This window comes from Caulobacter ginsengisoli (assembly GCF_030814835.1).
Lineage (GTDB): Bacteria > Pseudomonadota > Alphaproteobacteria > Caulobacterales > Caulobacteraceae > Caulobacter > Caulobacter ginsengisoli.
Genome location: NZ_JAUSVS010000008.1, coordinates 1 through 17,954, shown reverse-complemented (window position 1 = coordinate 17,954; position 17,954 = coordinate 1). Strand labels below are relative to the sequence as shown.

Below are 17,954 nucleotides of genomic sequence, written 5' to 3'. Positions count from 1 at the left end.
TGATGAGGTGACCTGGAGCCTGCCTGGGCAGGCTCTGGACATTCTGCGCTTCGCGATGACGGGAGCAGGGATGTTGATCGCCCTTCTGGGGGTTCGGCGCTGGGTGACCGGACGATCGCAACCGCTTGAGGGATTCCTGAACCTCTCGCCGGCGTCGGATTCCCCCGCCGCCCGGCCGGCCGCCGTCGAGACGCCGACCGCCGTCCCTGTGCCGTCCCGGCCGTCGTTGCAGGCGCCAACGCCGCCTCCGCCGCCGGCGGTCTCTCCACCCAAGTCTGCCGCCGAGCCTCCCGTCCCGGCAGATCCTGCTCGGCCTCTTGCCGATCCATCCCCGTCGGTGATGTCCCTGGAACCGGAGTCGGAAGCGCCGCCGGAGCCGCAGCCGGAACCTCAGGGGCCGGCTCCCGTCCTGGAGAGCCCGCCGCTCAAGCCGCCGCCTGTCGGGACCGCGGGTCAGGGACGGCCGACTCGCTCAAGCCCCAAGCAGTTGGCGCGGGACCTGGGCGCAGCGCTGGAGGACCGCGGAATCGTGCGCGGCCTGATGGCGGATCGGGGGTTCGGCGACGCCAAGGCGCGGCGCGCCGATGTGTTCGAGGCCTTGCGGGTGGCGGCGACGGCGGAGTGGCTGGATGTGCTCGGGCTGGATCTCCCGACCACCCAATTCTGCCTCGGCCAGATGGGCGGGCGGAGCGTATCGGCCACGGCGCGGGTGGGTCAGGTCCTGGGGGCGGTAGGGCTGATGACGGACGGCGTGCCGGCCGACGCGGCCGCCCGCTGGGCTTGCGAGGCCTGGCTGATGGGCATGCTTGAGGCCAGGATCACCCTGGTCTGGCCCAAGCCCGGTGAGACCTTCGATCGTCGGCGGCATGAGCCGGCCAGGCCGCTCGAGGGGCAGGCCGGCCGGCTGCGCGTCGCCCGACTGCGCCGCCCGGGTTTCGAACTGGGGGAAGAAATCTACAAGGCCCTGGTGGACGTGACGGCCGGGACGCAACCGCCGCTGCCCGACATCGCCGCCGACCGCAGGGTCAAGCTGCAGTTCCTGCCCCTGCTCGTCCGGGCCTCGAAAGTCCCGCTTAGCATGCCGCCGCCGCCGCATCCGTCCAGCGAGAGACCCGCGCGCCCGCCGCCGAGCCGGGGGGCAACGAGTATCGAGACCGCAGTGCAGAGATTCTTCGATACCCTCCGGCGGCACGGCGATGCTGGGCAGTTTCGGCCCGAATTCGAGCTGCGCCGGATGGAAGCCGGCAGGGGGCTGGGCACGGCCTACGGCGAGGACGATCTCGTTCTGATTTTCCAGATCGCCCATGACCTCGCCACCGAAACCACTGGCCCGGCCGGGAGCGAAGCCCTGTTCCGGGATCTCGTAGCCGGCTCGGGCCTAAGCCATCTCAGTGTTTTCTGGCCGGAGGGAGGAACGAGCTCCGACCTGGTGGATTCCGTCAATGGGGCCAGGGGCAACACCTCGACGGTCAGCCAGGTCCTCGCGCCCGGCCTGAAGTCCGAAGCCGAGGGGCGCTGGCCGTTGGTCAAGGCGGTCATCGAGTGGAACAAATAGAATCCTAGCGCCAGCAGAGGCCCTTCCGGGCAATCCGCGAACCAGAAGCTCGCTGGGGCGTTGCAACAGGCGCATGTCTGGGCGGCGATCCCTCTTCCGAACGGCCTCGGGCCGCGCGCCCTATCGCGTGGGCTGTAGGATGGCCGTGTCATGAGCCTCGCTGAGACCGTTGCGCATCTTACCCGCCCCGATCCGTTGTCCGGCGGCGAGGCCCTGTTCCTCGATCTGGATGGCACCCTGAGCCCGATCGCGCCGCGGCCGCAAGACGTCGGAATCGACACCCGCCGCAACCGGCTTCTGGCGCGGACGGCCGAGCGCCTCGGCGGTCGCCTGGCGGTGATCAGCGGGCGGACCATCGACGACATCGACCGCATCCTGGAGAGCGCCGTCGCTGCGGTGTCCGGAATCCACGGCCTGGAACGCCGATCGGCATTGGGCGCCCGCTTCGCGGCGCCCGTTCATCCGGCCCTGGACCAGGTCCGCGCGGACTTCCAGCGGCTTGCGGCTGGCGCGCCGGGCCTGCTGGTCGAGGACAAGGGCGCCAGCGTCGCCCTGCACTATCGCGGCGCCCCGGACTTCGAGAACCGCGCCATCGGCCTGGCCCGGCGCCTGGCGGATCGGACAGGCCTGACGCTGCAGGCGGGCAGCTGCGTCGTCGAACTGCGCACGCCTGGTCCCGACAAGGGCGACGCCGTGGCCGCCTTCCTGGCCGAGCCGCCCTTCGCGGGCTGCCGGCCGGTGTTCGTCGGCGACGACCTGACTGACGAAGACGCCTTCGCCTTTGTCGAACGGAGCGGTGGGATGGGCGTTCTGGTAGGGCCGGCGCGCGAGACGGCGGCCAGCCGCCGTCTCGCGGACGTGGAGGCTGTCTTGGCCTGGCTGCAGGAGATCGTCCGCGCATGACCGGCATCATTTCGCCCGCCAATGTCGATCTCTCGCCGATCGGCAACTGCACGGTCAGCGCCCTGGTCGATGCAGAGGGCGCGTTCGTCTGGGCCTGCGCGCCTCGGCCCGACAGCGATCCGCTGTTCTGCGCCCTGCTCAATGACGCTCCGGCCGACGCCGCTGAAGCTCGGGGCTGCTGGACCATCACCCTGGCCGACGGCGTGTCGAGCACCCAGGCCTACCTACCCAACACCGCCATCCTGCGCACCGAACTGACCGACAGCCATGGCGCGTCGGTGGAGATTCTCGACTTCTGTCCGCGCTATCGCCAGCTCGACCGCATCTATCGCCCCACCGCCTACGTGCGCATGGTCCGGCCGCTGAAGGGTTCGCCCCGGATCACCGTGCGGCTGCGGCCAACCTGCGACTACGGCGGGTATCCCGCCCAGGCCACCGCCGGCTCCAATCACATCCGCTATGATTGTTCCAACCTCACCCTGCGGCTGTCGACCAACTGCCCGGTCAGCCATATCGCCGACGAGCGGACCTTCCGGCTGGAGCAGGACCTGGCCTTTTTCCTGGGCCCGGACGAGCCGTTCGGCGGCGAGATCGAGGCCGGGGCGCGCCATATGCTCAGCCGCACCGAGGCCTATTGGCGCGAATGGGTGCGCACCCTGGCCATCCCGCTCGACTGGCAGTCGGCGGTGATCCGCGCCGCCATCGGGCTGAAGCTCTGCGTCTATGAGGAGACCGGGGCGATCATCGCGGCGATGACCACCTCGCTGCCGGAATCGGCGGGGTCGGGGCGCAACTGGGATTACCGCTACTGCTGGCTGCGCGACGCCTATTACGTGATCCAGGCCCTGACGCGCCTGGGGGCGATGGACATTCTGGAGAACTACCTCGGCTACCTGCGCAACATCGTCTCCCAGGCGGGCGGCGGCCGCATCCAGCCGGTCTATGGCGTGGGCTACGAGGCCCGGCTGACCGAGCGCACCGCCCCGGACCTGGCCGGTTATCGCGGCATGGGCCCGGTCCGGGTCGGCAACCAGGCCTCCGAGCACGACCAGTTCGACGTCTATGGCCAGATCGTGCTCTCCAGCGTCCACGCCTTTTTCGACGAGCGGCTGCTGCGGCGCGGCTCGATGGCCGATTTCGAGGCGCTGGAGGAGGTGGGCGAACAGGCCTTCGCCCTGCACGACCAGCCGGACGCGGGCCTGTGGGAATTCCGCACCCGGGCCAGCATCCACACCTATTCGGCCGTCATGTGCTGGGCCGCCTGCGACCGGCTGGGCAACGCCGCCGAGGTGCTGGGCCTGCCCGACCGCGCCGAGCTGTGGAACAACCGCGCCAAGACCATCCGGGCCCGCATCGAAAAGGACGCCTGGAACGCCGATGTCGGACGGTTCGCCGCCAGTTTCGGCGGCGAGGAAACCGACGCCAGCCTGCTGCAGCTCATCGACCTGCGCTTCATCAAGCCCGACGACCCCCGCCACCTGGCCACCCTCAAGGGCCTGGAAGCCGACCTGCGCAAAGGTTCCTACTTCCTGCGCTATTCCAACCCCGACGACTTCGGCCGGCCCGAGACGGCGTTCAACTTCTGCACCTTCTGGTTCATCGAGGCCCTCAAACTGGTCGGACGCGACGAGGAGGCCCGCGAGCTGTTCGTCGAGATGCTCAACCGCCGCACCCGCGCCGGCCTGCTCTCCGAAGACATCGCCTTCGAGGGCGGCGAGCTCTGGGGCAACTATCCACAGACCTACAGCCTGGTCGGGCTGATCAACTGCGCCGTCCTGCTCAGCCGACCCTGGAGTTCGGTCAGATGAGCCGACTGATCGTGGTTTCCAATCGCGTGAATCCGCCAGCGGACCCCGGACTGGGCTCCACCGGCGGGCTGGCCATGGCCCTGGCCGCGGCGCTGCGCGAATACAGCGGCGTCTGGTTCGGCTGGAGCGGCGAGACCACCGAGCATTTCACCGGCCAGATCCGCATGCAGAGGGTCGGCGGGGTGACCATCGCCCTGGTCGATCTCGAGGAACAGGACCGGCTGGAATACTACAACGGCTACGCCAACAAGACGCTCTGGCCGCTGTTCCACTACCGCACCGACCTGACCAGCTACGAGCGCTCGTTCGACGAGGGCTATGCCCGGGTCAACCGCCGCTTCGCCGAGACCCTGGTCCCGCTGCTCGAGCCGGACGACCTGATCTGGGTCCACGACTATCACCTGATCCCCATGGCCCGGGAGCTGCGCAAGCTGGGGGTGAAGAACCGTATCGGCTTCTTCCTGCACATCCCCTGGCCGGCCCGGCGGCTGCTGACCACGCTGCCCAAGCACCGGGCGCTGGTGGAGACCCTGTTCGACTATGACGTCATCGGTTTCCAGACCGAGGACAACCGCGAGGCCTTCGAGGACTATGTGATCCACGAGGCGCACGGGTCGGTCGCCGGGCCGGGCCGGCTGACCGCCTTCGACCACACCGTCCAGGTGGATTCCTTCCCGATCGGCATCGACGCCCAGGGCTTCATCGAGGCGGCGAAATCCGACGAAGCCACCCAGCAGTTCGACCGGATGCAGACCAGCCTGGCCGGCCGGCGGATGGTGCTGGGGGTCGACCGGCTGGACTACAGCAAGGGATTGGAGGAGCGGTTCCTGGCCTACGAGCAGTTCCTGATCGATCATCCCGAGCAGCAGGAGGACGTTTTCCTGCTGCAGATCGCCACCCCCAGCCGCGACGAGGTCGAGGCCTATCAGGAAATCCGCCACCGCCTGGACGGCGTGGCCGGCCGCATCAATGGCGAGTTCGCCACCGTCGACTGGGTGCCGATCCGCTATGTGAACCGCGGCTACCGGCGCGACCAGCTGGCCGGCATCTATCGCGCCGCCGACGTCGCCCTGGTCACCCCGCTGCGCGACGGCATGAACCTGGTCGCCAAGGAATTCGTCGCCGCCCAGGACCCCGAGGACCCCGGCGTGCTGATCCTTTCCCGCTTCGCCGGGGCCGCCGACCAGATGACCGACGCGGTGCTGGTCAACCCCTTCAGCCGCGAGGACATGAGCGACGCCATCCGCCGCGCGCTGGCCATGCCGCTGACCAAGCGCCGCATGCGCTGGGAGCGGCTGCTGGAGGGTGTGAAGCGCGACGACGTCAACGCCTGGCGCGACCGCTTCGTGGCGGCGCTGCGCGGACCGCCGCCCGAGGCCGCCAACGGCGACAAGCCGGAGGACGGCCACCAGGCGGTGGCCTGAACGGCGCTGGACGACTCGGGTCAATCATTTTAAGCTTAAAACATGTCGCCGGAACGAGCCGTCAGAAGCATCGCCGTCGTGGGCGCCGGGCCGGGCGGGCTGTATCTCGCCATCTCGCTGAAGCTGCGCGACCCTTCGCTGAGCGTGGTGGTCCATGAGCGCAACCGGCCGGACGACACCTTTGGCTGGGGCGTGGTGTTCTCCGACCAGACCCTGGCCAATCTGAAGGCCAATGACCCGGAGACCGCCGCCGCCATCGAGGCCGGCTTCGTCCACTGGGACGACATCGACGTCCATATCCATGGCCAGACCATCCGCTCCGGCGGCCACGGCTTCGCCGGGATAGGCCGCCAACGGCTGCTCTCCATCCTGCAGGATCGCGCCCGCTCGTTGGACGTCGATCTGCGCTTCCAGAGCGAGGTCGAGGACGCCCTGGCCCTGGACGCCGACATCGTCGTGGCGGCCGACGGGCTGAACAGCCGCGCGCGCAACGAGCGGCCGCAGGTGTTCGGCGTCGATATCGACGTGCGGGCCAACAAATACATCTGGCTGGGCACGACCAAGGCCTTCGACGCCTTCACCTTCGCCTTCGTCGAGACATCGCACGGCTGGATCTGGGCCCATGCCTATCGCTTCGAGGAGGGCGGCTCGACCTTCATCGTCGAGTGCTCGGAGGCGACCTGGCGGGGCCTGGGTTTCGACGCCATGGACCAGGACCAGACCTGCCGGGCGGCCGAGGCGCTGTTTGCCGACTGGCTGGACGGCCACGCCCTGATGAGCAATGCGCGGCATCTGCGCGGCTCGGCCTGGCTGAACTTCCCGCGAGTGGCCTGTTCGACTTGGCGCGACGGCCGGCTGGTGCTGATGGGCGATGCGGCCCACACCGCCCACTTCTCCATCGGCTCGGGCACCAAGCTTGCCTTCGAGGACGCCATCCGCCTGGCCCAGGCCTTGACCGACGCGGGCGAGCTGGACGCCAATCTCACCGACTATGAGATGGAGCGCCGGGTCGAGGTGCTGAAGCTGCAGAGCGCGGCGCGCAACTCCACCGAATGGTTCGAGAGCCTGGAGCGCTACACCAACCTGGACCCGCTGCAGTTCGCCTACAGCCTGCTGACCCGCAGCCAACGGGTCAGCCACGAGAACCTGCGGCTGCGCGACGGCGACTTCCTGACCGGGGTCGAGCGTTGGTTCGCCGAGACCGCCGGGGCGGCGCCGAAGAACCGGCCACCGCCGCCGATGTTCGCGCCCCTGACCCTGCGCGGCCTGACCCTGCCCAACCGCGTCGTGGTCTCGCCGATGTGCATGTATTCGGCGACCGAGGGCACGGTGGGTGACTTCCACCTGGTGCATCTGGGCGGCCGGGCGCTGGGCGGGGCCGGGCTGGTGTTCACCGAGATGACCGACGTCTCGGCCGACGGCCGCATCACCCCCGGCTGCGCCGGCATGTACGCCCCCGAGCACCGCGACGCCTGGAAGCGGATCGTCGACTTCGTGCACGGCCAGGGCGCCCGCATCGCCCTGCAGCTGGCCCATGCCGGCCGCAAGGGCTCGGTCGAGCGGCCCTGGGGACCGCGCGCCGACCAGCCGCTGCTGCAGGGCGGCTGGGAGCTGATCGCCCCCTCGGCCATCCCCTGGTCGGACCAGGACCAGACGCCACGCGAGATGACCCGCGCCGACATGGACCGGGTGCGGGACGATTTCGTCCGCGCCGTGGGCCTGGCCGCCCAGGCCGGTTTCGACATGGTCGAGCTGCACTGCGCTCACGGCTATCTGCTGAGTTCCTTCCTCACCCCGCTGTCGAACCGCCGGACGGACGACTACGGCGGCTCGGTCGAGAACCGCCTGCGCTTTCCGCTGGAGGTGTTCGCCGCCATGCGCGCCGCCTGGCCGGACGAGCGGCCGATGTCGGTTCGGCTCTCGGCCACCGACTGGGTGGAGGAGGGGCTGTCGCCGCAGGATTCGGTGACCATCGCCCGGGCCTTCGCCGACGCCGGCTGCGACCTGATCGACGTCTCGGCTGGCCAGACCTCGCCCGACGCCCAGCCGGTCTATGGCCGCATGTTCCAGACCCCCTTGAGCGACCGGATCCGCAACGAGGCGGGGGTGGCGACCATGGCGGTGGGCAACATCTACGAGACCGACCACGTCAACTCGATCCTGGCCGCCGGCCGGGCCGACCTCTGCGCCCTGGCCCGGCCGCACCTGGCCGATCCCAACTGGACGCTGCGAGCGGCCGCCGAGCAGGGCTGGTTCGGCGCCCCGCCGCCGATCCAGTACCTGGCCGGCTTCGCCCAGCTGGCCCGCAACCTGGAACGCCAGCAGCAGGGAGGGCCGGTATGAACCTGCGGGGACGACACGTCCTGGTCACCGGGGCGGGCGGCGGCATCGGCCGGGCCAGCGCCCTGAAGCTGGCGGCCGCCGGCTGCCGCGTCACCCTGGTCGGCCGCCGGTCGGGGGCGCTGGAGGAGACGGCGGCGCTGATCGGCGCTGACGCTCAGGTCGCGCCCGCCGACGTCACCGACGCCGAAGCCCTGGCCGCGGCGATCGCGACAGGGCAGGGCCGGTTCGGTCCGGTGGATATCCTGGTCAACAACGCTGGCGCGGCGTCTTCAGCGCCCTTCCTCAAGACCTCGGCCGAGGACCTGCGCGCCATGCTCGCCCTCAATCTGGAAGCTCCGGCGACTGCCGCCCGCCTGCTGCTGCCGGCCATGCTGGCCGCCGGCTGGGGCCGGATCGTCAACATCGCCTCGACGGCCGGTCTCAAGGGCTACCCGTATGTCTCCGCCTATGTCGCCGCCAAGCATGGACTGGTCGGCCTGACCCGGGCGCTGGGGCTGGAGGTGGCGACCAAGGGGGTCACGGTCAACGCCGTCTGCCCGGGCTTCACCGACACCGACCTGGTCGCCCGCTCCGTGGAGGTCATCGTCGGCAAGTCCGGTCGCGATCCCGAGGAGGCCAAGGCGGCGCTCTTCGCCTCCAACCCGCTGGGCCGGCTGATCACCCCGGACGAGGTGGCCGCCACGGTGTTGTGGCTGTGCGGTCCGGAGGCCTCGGCGATCAACGGCGCCGCCATTCCGGTGGCCGGGGGCGAGCTGTGAGCGCGGTCCAGCCCCTCCTGCCCGACCGCCTGGGCGGCGCCCCGGACGGCAAGCGCTCCCTGCGCCTGTGGCTGCGGCTGCTGACCTGTTCCACGGCCATCGAGCAGCGCATCTCCCAGCGCCTGCGCGACGAGTTCGACTCCACCCTGCCGCGCTTCGACATGCTCTCGGCCCTCGACCGGGCCGGGGCGGAGGGCCTGACCATGGGCGAGGTCTCGCGCATGCTGATGGTCAGCAACGGCAACGTCACGGGCCTGGCCGCCCGGCTGAGGGCCGACGGCATGATCGAGGGCGTCGCCGGCGCCGACCGCCGCGTCCAGCGGGTGCGGCTGACCGCGCTGGGCCAGGCGCGCTTTTCCGAAATGGCCGCCGCCCATGAAGGCTGGATCGAAGCCCTGTTCGCCGACCTGACCGTCGGCGAGGCCGAGGACCTGACCCGCCTGCTGGAGCGCACCAAGCGCTCGCTGCAGGCCACCACCCACAAGGAACCGAGCCGATGAAGGCGAGCCAGTACCAGGCGCAGCATTTCCTGTGGTCCGTGCAGGATGGGGTGGGGACCCTGACCCTCAACCGCCCGGAGCGGAAGAACCCGCTGACCTTCGAATCCTATGCCGAGATGCGCGACCTGTTCCGCGGCCTGGCCCAGGCCGAGGACTGCAAGGTGGCAGTCCTCAGCGGGGCAGGGGGCAACTTCTCCTCCGGCGGCGACGTGCACGAAATCATCGGGCCGCTGACCCGCATGGCGATGCCGGAGCTGCTGGCCTTCACCCACATGACCGGCGACCTGGTCAAGGCCATCCGCGCCTGCCCCCAGCCGATCATCGCCGCCCTCGACGGGGTCTGCGCCGGGGCGGGGGCCATCCTGGCCATGGCCTCCGACATCCGCCTGGCCACGGCCCGGACCAAGACGGCCTTCCTGTTCACCCGGGTGGGTCTGGCCGGCTGCGACATGGGGGCCTGCGCCATCCTGCCCCGGCTGATCGGCCAGGGCCGGGCCAGCGAACTGCTGTTCACCGGCCGGACGATGACCGCCGAGGAGGGCGAACGCTGGGGCTTCCACAACCGCCTGGTCGAGCCCGAGGCGCTGATGGACGCCGCCCGCGAACTGGCGCTGAGCCTGGCCGCCGGCCCGACCTTCGCCCACGGCATGACCAAGACCCAGCTCAATGTCGAATGGGACATGGGGCTGGACGCGGCCATCGAGGCCGAGGCCCAGGCCCAGGCCATCTGCATGCAGACCGCCGACTTCCGCCGCGCCTACGAGGCCTTCGCCGCCAAGCGGGCGCCGGTCTTCGAGGGGAATTGAAGCCATGACCGGCGGGTCGGCGCACCAGGACCGGTTCGTCCTCGACAACCTGCCGCCGCGGGACCAGTGGCCAACCCTGGTCTTCGAGCGGCCCGAACTGGCCTGGTCCGGCAAGTTGAACGCCGCCGTCGAGCTGCTGCGCCGCGCCATGGAAGCCGCCGGACCGGACGGCCCGGCGCTGCTGTCGGCCGCCGGCGACCTGACCTGGGGCGAGGTCGACGCCCTTTCCGACCGGATGGCCCGGGTGCTGACCGATGAGATGGGCCTGATTCCTGGCGCCCGGGTGCTGCTGCACGGCCCCAACAGCGCCTGGGTCATCGCCGCCTGGTTCGCCATCCTCAAGGCCGGCGGGGTGGTGGTGGCCACCATGCCGATGCTGCGGGCCGGCGAACTGGCCACGGTCATCGACAAGGCCCGCATCAGCCACGCCCTGGTCGATGCCGCGCTGACCGAGGCGACCACCGGCTCGGCCCCGGCCCAGGTCATGGACGGCGACGCCTTCCAGGCCGCCGCCGCCCGCCAGCCGGCAGGGTTCGCGGCGATAGCGACGGCGGCAGACGATCCGGCCCTGATCGCCTTCACCTCCGGGACGACCGGCCGGCCCAAGGGCTGCGTCCACTTCCATCGCGATATCCTGGCCCTGACCGACACCTTCGGCCGCCACATCCTGCGGCTGACCCCCGCTGACATCGTGGTCGGCACCCCGCCCATTGCCTTCACCTTCGGCCTGGGCGGGCTGGTGGTCTTCCCCGCCGCCGCCGGCGCGGCCACCGCACTGGCCGAGCGCCCGGGCTTCGAGGCCCTGGCTCAGACCATCGAACGCCGCCGCGCCACCGCCCTGTTCACCGCCCCCACCGGCTATCGCGCCCTGCTGAGGCTGGCCGGCCAGCATGACCTCTCGAGCCTGAGGACCTGCGTCTCGGCCGGCGAGCCGCTGCCGGCCGCCACCTCCGACGCCTGGCATGAGGCGACCGGCGTGCGGATCATCGACGGCATCGGCTCCACCGAGCTCTTCCATGTGTTCATCTCGGCCCGGGGCGAGGACATCCGCCCCGGGGCCACCGGCAAGCCGGTGCCGGGCTTTGAGGCCCGCATCATCGACGAGGCCGGCGCGCCGCTCGGCGCCGGCGAGACCGGCCGACTGGCCGTTCGCGGCCCGACCGGTTGCCGCTACCTGGCCGACGAGCGGCAGCGGGCCTATGTCCAGGACGGCTGGAACCTGACCGGCGATGTCTACCGCCTCGACGCCGAGGGCTATTTCTGGTTCGTCGCCCGGGCCGACGACATGATCATCTCGGCCGGCTACAACATCGGCGCGCCGGAGGTGGAGAACGCCCTGATGCGCCACCCGGCCGTCTGCGAGGCGGCGGTGATCGGCGCGCCCGACCCCGAGCGCGGCCAGATCTGCAAGGCCTTCGTCGTGCTCAACCCCGACACAGAGCCCTCGGCCGAGCTCAAGGCCGAACTGCAGGCCTTCGTCAAAAGCGTCATCGCCCCCTACAAATATCCCCGCGCCGTGGAGTTCACGGACGCCCTGCCCAAGACCCAGACCGGCAAGCTGCAACGCTTCCGGCTCAAGGAGACGCCATGAACCGGGTCCTGCTCCCCGAAGGCTGGCCCCGGCCAAAGGGCTACTCCAACGGCATCGCCGCCGAGGGGCGGATGGTCTTCGTCGCCGGCCAGATCGGCTGGGATGAGGCCGGCGCCTTCCCGGACGGCTTCGCGGCCCAGTTCCGCCAGACCCTCGCCAACACCCTGGCCGTGCTGGCCGAGGGCGGGGCGGGGCCCGAGCATATCGTCCGCATGACCTGGTATGTCGTCGACAAGCGCGAATACCTGGCCGCCCTGCGCGAGATCGGCGCCGCCTGGCGCGAGCTGGTCGGACCCCACTATCCGGCGATGGCGGTGGTCGAGGTGAAGGGGCTGATCGAGGACGCCGCGCGGATCGAGATCGAGACGACGGCGGTCATCAGCTGACAGGAGCAGGGCGCCGGCGGCGGTGGCCTGACGCCGATTTTGGGTGAAATCATAGGGCCATGAAACGCCTCGCTCCGCTGATTCTCTCCCTGGTGCTGGCCCTGCCGCCCGCCGCCGCCCTGGCCGCCGGCGCACCCGACCGGGCGCGGGCGCTGAAGGACGACCCGCAGGTTCTTGCCCGCGACGCGCTCAAGGCGCTAGGCCCCGCCTTTGTCGAGGTCGAGCGGCCGACCTTCTCCGGGATGTTCGGGCAGCAGCCGATCACGAGTTTGATGTTCGCCACCCGGCCGTGGGTATCGGGGCATCCAGGCCTGTGCGAGGCGACCGTCGCGTGGGTTAGCATCGGCTGGTCGGCCGACGCCGAAAGGCCGGGCGCGCCGCTGGGGAGTTCTCAAGCCTACAAGGTGGTCGGCAGCCTTGAGCCGGCCAAGAAGGGTCACCGCGACAAACCAGCCAACTGCCGCATCGCTGGCCGGGTGTTGCCCACCGAGTCGGCCGACATGGGCCAGGTCGGCTTCTTCCGTGCTGACGACGACTATGCGGCCTGGCAGGGCGCGCGGGTGCTGCAGCACGCGATCGACGCCGCCGGCGGGCCGGTTGTCCCGACCTGTGTCTCCATCTCCGACAAAGGGCCGGAGCGTTGCGCCCAGCCTGTCGCGACGCTGGCCGGGCTCAAGCTCGCGAGCCTGATGTCGGTCAGCCGCAAGCCCTGCCCGGACGCCCCGGAACTGACCTGTGTCGAAGGCGAGTTCCTCCAGGCCGGCGGCGCGAACGAGCAGTCGGTCTGGACCGTGCGCGTCCGCGCCCTGCTGCAGAATGGCCAGGACTACGGCCCACGCAACCCGCCCTCGGCGCCGGACGACCTGGATCTCCTGGAAATCCGCGCGATGGCTCTCGAATTCACCATCACCGCCTACGACTAGAGGCGGCAGAGCGGCGCCTGGCTGGCGGCGGCTGGCGCGACCGCGACCCGCAGATGGTAGCCGTCGGCGACAGGGGCGGGCAGGGTCTGGATGAGGTCGCTAACTGAAAGGGTCAGCTGGACGCCCTCCGCCCGGCAGGCCGTCTGGCGGGCGCCGCCCGCCAGGACGGCGTCCGGATCGAGGCCGATGCCGGCGACCGGCGCGCCTCTGCGGACGAGAACACAGCGCACCGTCCTGCCATCGCCCCGGCAACTCAAGTGGAAGGCAATCCGTCGGCCGTCCATCACATCGAGGTCCAGGTTGGCCTGATCCGGCTCGCGGGCGTCCTGGACGACGATCTCGGCCTGAGCCGGTCGAGCGGCGGCCTGGGCGGCGGCGGGCAGGAGCAGGAAGGCGAGGGCCAGGGCGGCGCGCATCGGTGGACGATGGACCTCTCCCCGGCGGCGTCAATCCCGCCTATATCGGACCTATCGCGAGATTTTGGGGCGTCGATGGATAGCAGCCTGTCCGAGAGACTTCAGGAGGCGTTCGGCGTTCCGGCGTTTCCGGACGGCCTGTTCTTCGAGTTCGATTTCGCCCTCCGCTTCGAGCTGGCCGGCGACACGCGCGGCGGACCGGCGCGGTTCCTGACGGCAATGGACCGGGCGAGGGCCGTTCTGGCCGCCCTGTTCGCCGACCGCACGGAAATCACGGTCATCGCCCGGGAGTTCGCCGATCAGGGGAGCGCGCCTCACGAGTCTCCAATTTTCGAAGGACTTGCCGGGGTCGGTTTCGAACACAGCTTTTTCCGACACGAAGTCCGCCCCATGGCGAGCGATGACGTCCGGATGGAAGAGGACCAGGTCGGTATTTGCATCCTGCACGAAGCCGTCATGGCGCCGGACGCCGCGGATTTCGCCCGGCTGCTGTGGACCCCGCTGGCCACGGACATGGGGGTCCACCCCAGGGTATCCGGCCTGAGCGGCGTCTATCTGGTGGATTTCGAAAGACGCGTGGCCGTCTGGCCCTATGACGACCGGGGAATGGACGTGGTGGCGGCGGATGCGTCGGTCATCGGGCCGCTGGCCGCCCGGTTTCCGGATTGGCTGATGGGCCAGCGGTTCGGTGCAAAGGACAGCTGACGATGGGCCTCCCGCGGGCCGCCGATCGGGCCTATATCCGCGCCATGGCCGAAGCCTTCAACGACAAGACCCTCTCCGCCGACCGGGTGACCCGCTATGCCGAACTCCTCGAGGAGATCGCCGCCGTGCTGGACGGCGAGCCCAACCTGACCGCGCGAATGGCCACGGTGGCCTCGATGCTGGCGGCCAGTTTCGACGACTATTTCTGGACCGGCTTCTATGTGGTCGACCCGGACAGGGACCGGGAACTGGTGGTTGGCCCCTATCAGGGCACGCTCGGCTGCCTGCGCATCGCCTTCGGGCGGGGGGTCTGCGGGGCGGCGGCGGAGACGGGTCAGACCCAGCTTGTGCCAGATGTGCACGCCTTTCCGGGACACATCGCCTGCGACGGCCGCTCGCAGAGCGAGGTGGTGGTCCCCGTGTTCGACAAGGCCGGCGCCCTGATCGCCGTGCTGGACGTCGATTCCGACCGCCTCGCCGCCTTTGACGAGACCGACGCCGCCTGGCTGGAGAAGATCGCCGCCCTCCTCGTCCCTTGAGGGGTCGCCCGTTAAGGTTTCGTTTGCCACGTTAACCATTGGCCCGCGGTTTGCTGCCCCGTCTGCACGAATCCCTAACCGGGACAGCGTAAGGACGGATGCGATGCTGACGGCGGAAACCCTTCACCCGAGCGACCTGAGCGGCGCGGATCTTTCCGCGTGGCGGGTCCTGGCCGCCGCCCATCCGGCGTTCGCCAGCCCACTGCTGGGCCCTGACTTCGCGCTCGAGGTCGGGCGGGTGCGCGACGACGCCCGGGTGGCGATCTGGCGCCGGGATCACCGGCCGGTCGGCTTTCTGCCCCATCATCGCCGGCCCGGCGGCCTGGCGCGGCCGATCGGCTCGCCGTTTTCCGACTACCATGCCCTGGTTGGCGCGGCCGACGCGGGCCTGAAGGGACCGCAGGCCCTGGCCCTGGCCGGTATCTCAGCCTTCCGCTTCACCGGCCTGGTCGATCCGCATGGCGTCTTCGCCGACGCGGTGGCCGAGCGCTCGCCCAGCTTCGTGGTCCAGCTGGAGCAATCCGCCCCCGACTATCTGGAGGCCCTGCGCGCCGCCAGCCCCAAGCGCTTCAAGAACTACCGCCGCCTGGACAGCAAGCTGGACCGCGAGGTCGGCCCGCTGCGCCTGGTCGGCCGCGACCTGTCGGACGAAGCCTTCGAGACCCTGCTGGACTGGAAGCGCGCCCAGCTGGCCCGCACGGGCCTGGCCGACTTCCTTCGGCCGACCTGGACGCGGGCCCTGCTGCGTAATCTCTTCGAGCGGCGCCGGGGCGACACCCAGGGCCTGCTGGTCATGCTCTATGCCGGCGAACAGATGGTCGGCGGGCATTTCGGCGTGCGGCAGGGGGCGGTCTATCACCCCTGGATCGCCGCCACGGACCCGCAGTTCGCGCCCTGGTCGCCCGGCATCACCGTGCTGGCTCGCGCCATCGCCGCCATGCCGGAGCTGGGCCTGACCACCTATGACCTGGGGCCCAGCCAGGACCACTACAAGCGCCACTACGCCCTGCCGGGCGCCGAAGTCGGCGAAGGCCTGGCCGCCGCCGCCAGCCCTGCCGGCCGCATGGCGGGCGGGGTCGAGAGCGCCTGGACCCTGGCCGGCGCCCGCCGGGCCGGGCCGGTCGGCAAGCTGCGCCGGCGCCTGGATGTCATCGCCACCACCGAACTGACCACCGCCGGCCGCGTGCGCGGCTTCGTTGAGGCGGTCGCGGCCCAGGGCCGCCGCCGCTCGGTCGTGGAGAGCGAACTGGGATAGCCATGCCGAAGATCAGCATCATCATCCCCACCCAGCGCCGGCCCTTAGGGCTGGCCACGGCCATGGCCTCGGTCGTGGCCCAGCAGGGTGTCGATGTCGCCGATCTGGAACTGGTGGTGGTGGACAACGACGCCAAGCCCTCCGCCCAGGCGGCGGTCGAGGCGCTGACCGCGCCGTTCCCGGTTGTCTACGTCCATGAGCCGGTGGCCGGCGTCGCCAACGCCCGCAACGCCGCCATGGCCGTGGCGAACGGCGAGTTCATCGCCTTCCTGGACGACGACGAGGAAGCCCCGCCGCACTGGCTGGCCACCCTGTTGGCCGTCCAGGCTGAGTTTCAGGCGGATGCTGTGTTCGGTCCCGTCCGCGCCCGAGCGCCCGACACCGTCCGCCTGCACCGGCCCTATCTGGAAGCCTTCTTCTCGCGCCCCGGCCCCGCCGAAGCCGGGCTGATGGACGACTATTTCGGCTGCGGCGACAGCCTGGTCCGCCGCGCGGCCCTGCCCGATCCGGTCAAACCCTTCTCGGCCCTGCGCAACTTCATCGGCGGCGAGGACGACATGCTGTTCGGCCAGATGAAGGCCGCCGGCGCGCGTTTCGCCTGGGCCCCGCAGGCCTGGGTCTGGGAAGACCCCGTGCCGGACCGCCTCTCACTGCGCTACGCCATCCCCCGCGCCTTCGCCTATGGCCAGGGTCCGTCCTCGGCCGCCGCCGTGCGGGCCGACCGGCTGGGCGTGGCCCGCTGGATGGCCATTGGCCTGGTGCAGGCCGCGCTGTTCGGCCTGGTCGCCGCCGTCAAATGGGTGATCCAGGCCCCCGACCGCGCCTGGGCGCTGGACCGGGCGGCGCGCGGGCTGGGCAAGACCCTGTGGTGGGGTCCCTTCAAGATCGGCTTCTACGGGCGAACGACATGAGCGTGATCACCGACTGGTCGGCCGACAAGGCGCGCGACTTTACCCAGGGCAATCTGGCCTTCAACCACCGCCTGCACGAGCGGCCGATGTTCGACGACGCCGGGCTGGCCAGCCTGCTCGACCGTTATCCGCGCGAACATCTGGGCGTCTTCACCATGGGCGATGACCCGGTCGCCTGGCGGTCCTGGCGGCGGGGTCTGGCCGGCGACCTGTCGGGCGCGGAATTGCTAGAAGCCGCCAAGGCTGGCCGCATCTGGCTGAACCTGCGGGCCTGCAACGACTTCCTCGACGACTACGCTGCGCTGAGCGGCGAGATCTTCGCCGACAAGGCGGCCAATACGGGCGTGAAGACCTTCAAGCAGGATGTCGGCGTGCTGATCTCTTCGGCCAACGCCCAGGTCTTCTATCATCTGGACGTGCCGCTGGTGTCGCTCTGGCAGATCCGCGGCCACAAGCGGGTCTGGGTCTATCCGCCCACCGAGCCCTATGTCGGGCCCGAGGCGCTGGAAAGGATCGTGCTGCGCGAGACCGCCGAGCAGTTCGACTTCAATCCGGCCTGGGACGCCGGGGCTGCGGTCTATGACCTGACGCCGGGCTCGATGGTGACCTGGAAACAGAACGCCCCGCACCGCATCGAGAACGGGCCGATGCTCAATGTCTCGCTCTCCATCGAGTTCATGACCGCCCCGGCCCTGCTGCGCGCCAACGTCATCTACGGCAACGGGGTTCTGCGCCGGAAGCTGGGCTGGACCCCGGCCCTGAAGGGCGGCGTCGGTCCGGCCAACCTGGCCAAGGTGCTGGTCGCCCGCGCCGCCAAGGCCGCCGGCCTGATCAAGCCCAACCCGCGCATCCTGCCGCCCAGCTTCAATCTGTCCGAAGGTGTTCCCGGCGTGGCCAAGGACGCCGTCGCCGCCTAATTCCTCGCCCGTTGGGCGAGGGGGACCACGAAGTGGTGGAGTGGGCTCTTCAGCCCGCACACAGGCGAACGAAGCCCAACTCCGACTGTGCTCGATCCTGAAGCTCCGTGTGGTCCACGGCCCACTTGTCTGTTGGCTTGCCGTTATTGTGAGGCTGTCTTCCGGGACGCCCGCCTGACGTTCTGAGCGTCAGGCGGGCCGTCGGTGGAGTGGT

The 17,954-nt window shown here is 70.2% G+C and carries 17 protein-coding genes; 16 read left to right on the top strand and 1 reads right to left on the bottom strand.

Annotation, left to right across the window (positions count from 1 at the left end):
- The first annotated feature begins 487 nt into the window (after positions 1–487).
- The 11 genes from QO010_RS17565 (at position 488) to QO010_RS17515 (ending at position 12,997) form a co-directional block, all read left to right on the top strand.
- Positions 488–1,555 carry a hypothetical protein gene (locus QO010_RS17565; RefSeq protein WP_307351292.1) on the top strand — a complete coding sequence of 356 codons (1,068 nt, stop codon included), beginning with the start codon at positions 488–490 and terminating at the stop codon, positions 1,553–1,555.
- A gap of 150 nt (positions 1,556–1,705) precedes the next feature.
- The gene (gene otsB / locus QO010_RS17560) at positions 1,706–2,458 is read left to right on the top strand and encodes a trehalose-phosphatase (RefSeq protein WP_307351290.1); all 753 of its coding nucleotides are present in this window, start codon (positions 1,706–1,708) and stop codon (positions 2,456–2,458) included.
- On the top strand, positions 2,455–4,266 hold the full coding sequence (locus QO010_RS17555; RefSeq protein WP_307351288.1) for a glycoside hydrolase family 15 protein: 1,812 nt from the start codon (positions 2,455–2,457) through the stop codon (positions 4,264–4,266). The genes otsB and QO010_RS17555 overlap by 4 nt, the downstream gene beginning before the upstream one ends.
- Entirely contained in the window at positions 4,263–5,690 is a 1,428-nt protein-coding gene (otsA, locus tag QO010_RS17550; RefSeq protein WP_307351286.1) for an alpha,alpha-trehalose-phosphate synthase (UDP-forming), read from the top strand. Before QO010_RS17555 ends, otsA begins: the two co-directional genes overlap by 4 nt.
- A gap of 42 nt (positions 5,691–5,732) precedes the next feature.
- Complete coding sequence (locus tag QO010_RS17545; protein WP_307351284.1) at positions 5,733–8,033, top strand: bifunctional salicylyl-CoA 5-hydroxylase/oxidoreductase; 2,301 nt, start codon at positions 5,733–5,735, stop codon at positions 8,031–8,033.
- Positions 8,030–8,791, top strand: a complete 762-nt coding sequence (locus QO010_RS17540; RefSeq protein ID WP_307351283.1) for an SDR family NAD(P)-dependent oxidoreductase — start codon at positions 8,030–8,032, stop codon at positions 8,789–8,791. Before QO010_RS17545 ends, QO010_RS17540 begins: the two co-directional genes overlap by 4 nt.
- Positions 8,788–9,291, top strand: a complete 504-nt coding sequence (locus QO010_RS17535) for a MarR family winged helix-turn-helix transcriptional regulator (protein WP_307351281.1) — start codon at positions 8,788–8,790, stop codon at positions 9,289–9,291. Before QO010_RS17540 ends, QO010_RS17535 begins: the two co-directional genes overlap by 4 nt.
- Positions 9,288–10,097, top strand: coding sequence for an enoyl-CoA hydratase family protein (locus tag QO010_RS17530; RefSeq protein ID WP_307351279.1), 810 nt, complete (start codon positions 9,288–9,290; stop codon positions 10,095–10,097). The genes QO010_RS17535 and QO010_RS17530 overlap by 4 nt, the downstream gene beginning before the upstream one ends.
- 4 nt (positions 10,098–10,101) lie before the next feature.
- A complete protein-coding gene (locus QO010_RS17525) occupies positions 10,102–11,688 on the top strand; it encodes an AMP-binding protein (protein ID WP_307351278.1) in 1,587 nt (528 codons plus the stop codon).
- Positions 11,685–12,074, top strand: a complete 390-nt coding sequence (locus QO010_RS17520; protein WP_307351276.1) for a RidA family protein — start codon at positions 11,685–11,687, stop codon at positions 12,072–12,074. The genes QO010_RS17525 and QO010_RS17520 overlap by 4 nt, the downstream gene beginning before the upstream one ends.
- Positions 12,075–12,133: 59 nt before the next feature.
- A complete protein-coding gene (locus QO010_RS17515) occupies positions 12,134–12,997 on the top strand; it encodes a hypothetical protein (RefSeq protein ID WP_307351274.1) in 864 nt (287 codons plus the stop codon).
- On the opposite strand, the gene QO010_RS17510 is transcribed toward QO010_RS17515, so the two are convergent.
- Positions 12,994–13,413 carry a hypothetical protein gene (locus tag QO010_RS17510; protein ID WP_307351273.1) on the bottom strand — a complete coding sequence of 140 codons (420 nt, stop codon included), beginning with the start codon at positions 13,411–13,413 and terminating at the stop codon, positions 12,994–12,996. The two genes, QO010_RS17515 and QO010_RS17510, sit on opposite strands and share 4 nt — an antisense overlap.
- Positions 13,414–13,488: 75 nt before the next feature.
- Between QO010_RS17510 and QO010_RS17505 the strand changes: the two genes are divergently transcribed.
- From QO010_RS17505 to QO010_RS17485, 5 genes are all read left to right on the top strand, one after another.
- Complete coding sequence (locus tag QO010_RS17505; RefSeq protein WP_307351272.1) at positions 13,489–14,118, top strand: DUF3885 domain-containing protein; 630 nt, start codon at positions 13,489–13,491, stop codon at positions 14,116–14,118.
- Positions 14,119–14,162: 44 nt separating this feature from the next.
- Positions 14,163–14,657, top strand: coding sequence for a free L-methionine (R)-S-oxide reductase MsrC (gene msrC, locus QO010_RS17500; protein ID WP_307351653.1), 495 nt, complete (start codon positions 14,163–14,165; stop codon positions 14,655–14,657).
- Between the two features lie 103 nt (positions 14,658–14,760).
- Entirely contained in the window at positions 14,761–15,912 is a 1,152-nt protein-coding gene (locus QO010_RS17495; RefSeq protein WP_307351270.1) for a GNAT family N-acetyltransferase, read from the top strand.
- A gap of 2 nt (positions 15,913–15,914) precedes the next feature.
- Complete coding sequence (locus QO010_RS17490) at positions 15,915–16,823, top strand: glycosyltransferase family 2 protein (protein WP_307351268.1); 909 nt, start codon at positions 15,915–15,917, stop codon at positions 16,821–16,823.
- The gene (locus QO010_RS17485) at positions 16,820–17,740 is read left to right on the top strand and encodes a hypothetical protein (RefSeq protein ID WP_307351266.1); all 921 of its coding nucleotides are present in this window, start codon (positions 16,820–16,822) and stop codon (positions 17,738–17,740) included. The genes QO010_RS17490 and QO010_RS17485 overlap by 4 nt, the downstream gene beginning before the upstream one ends.
- Positions 17,741–17,954: the final 214 nt, after the last annotated feature.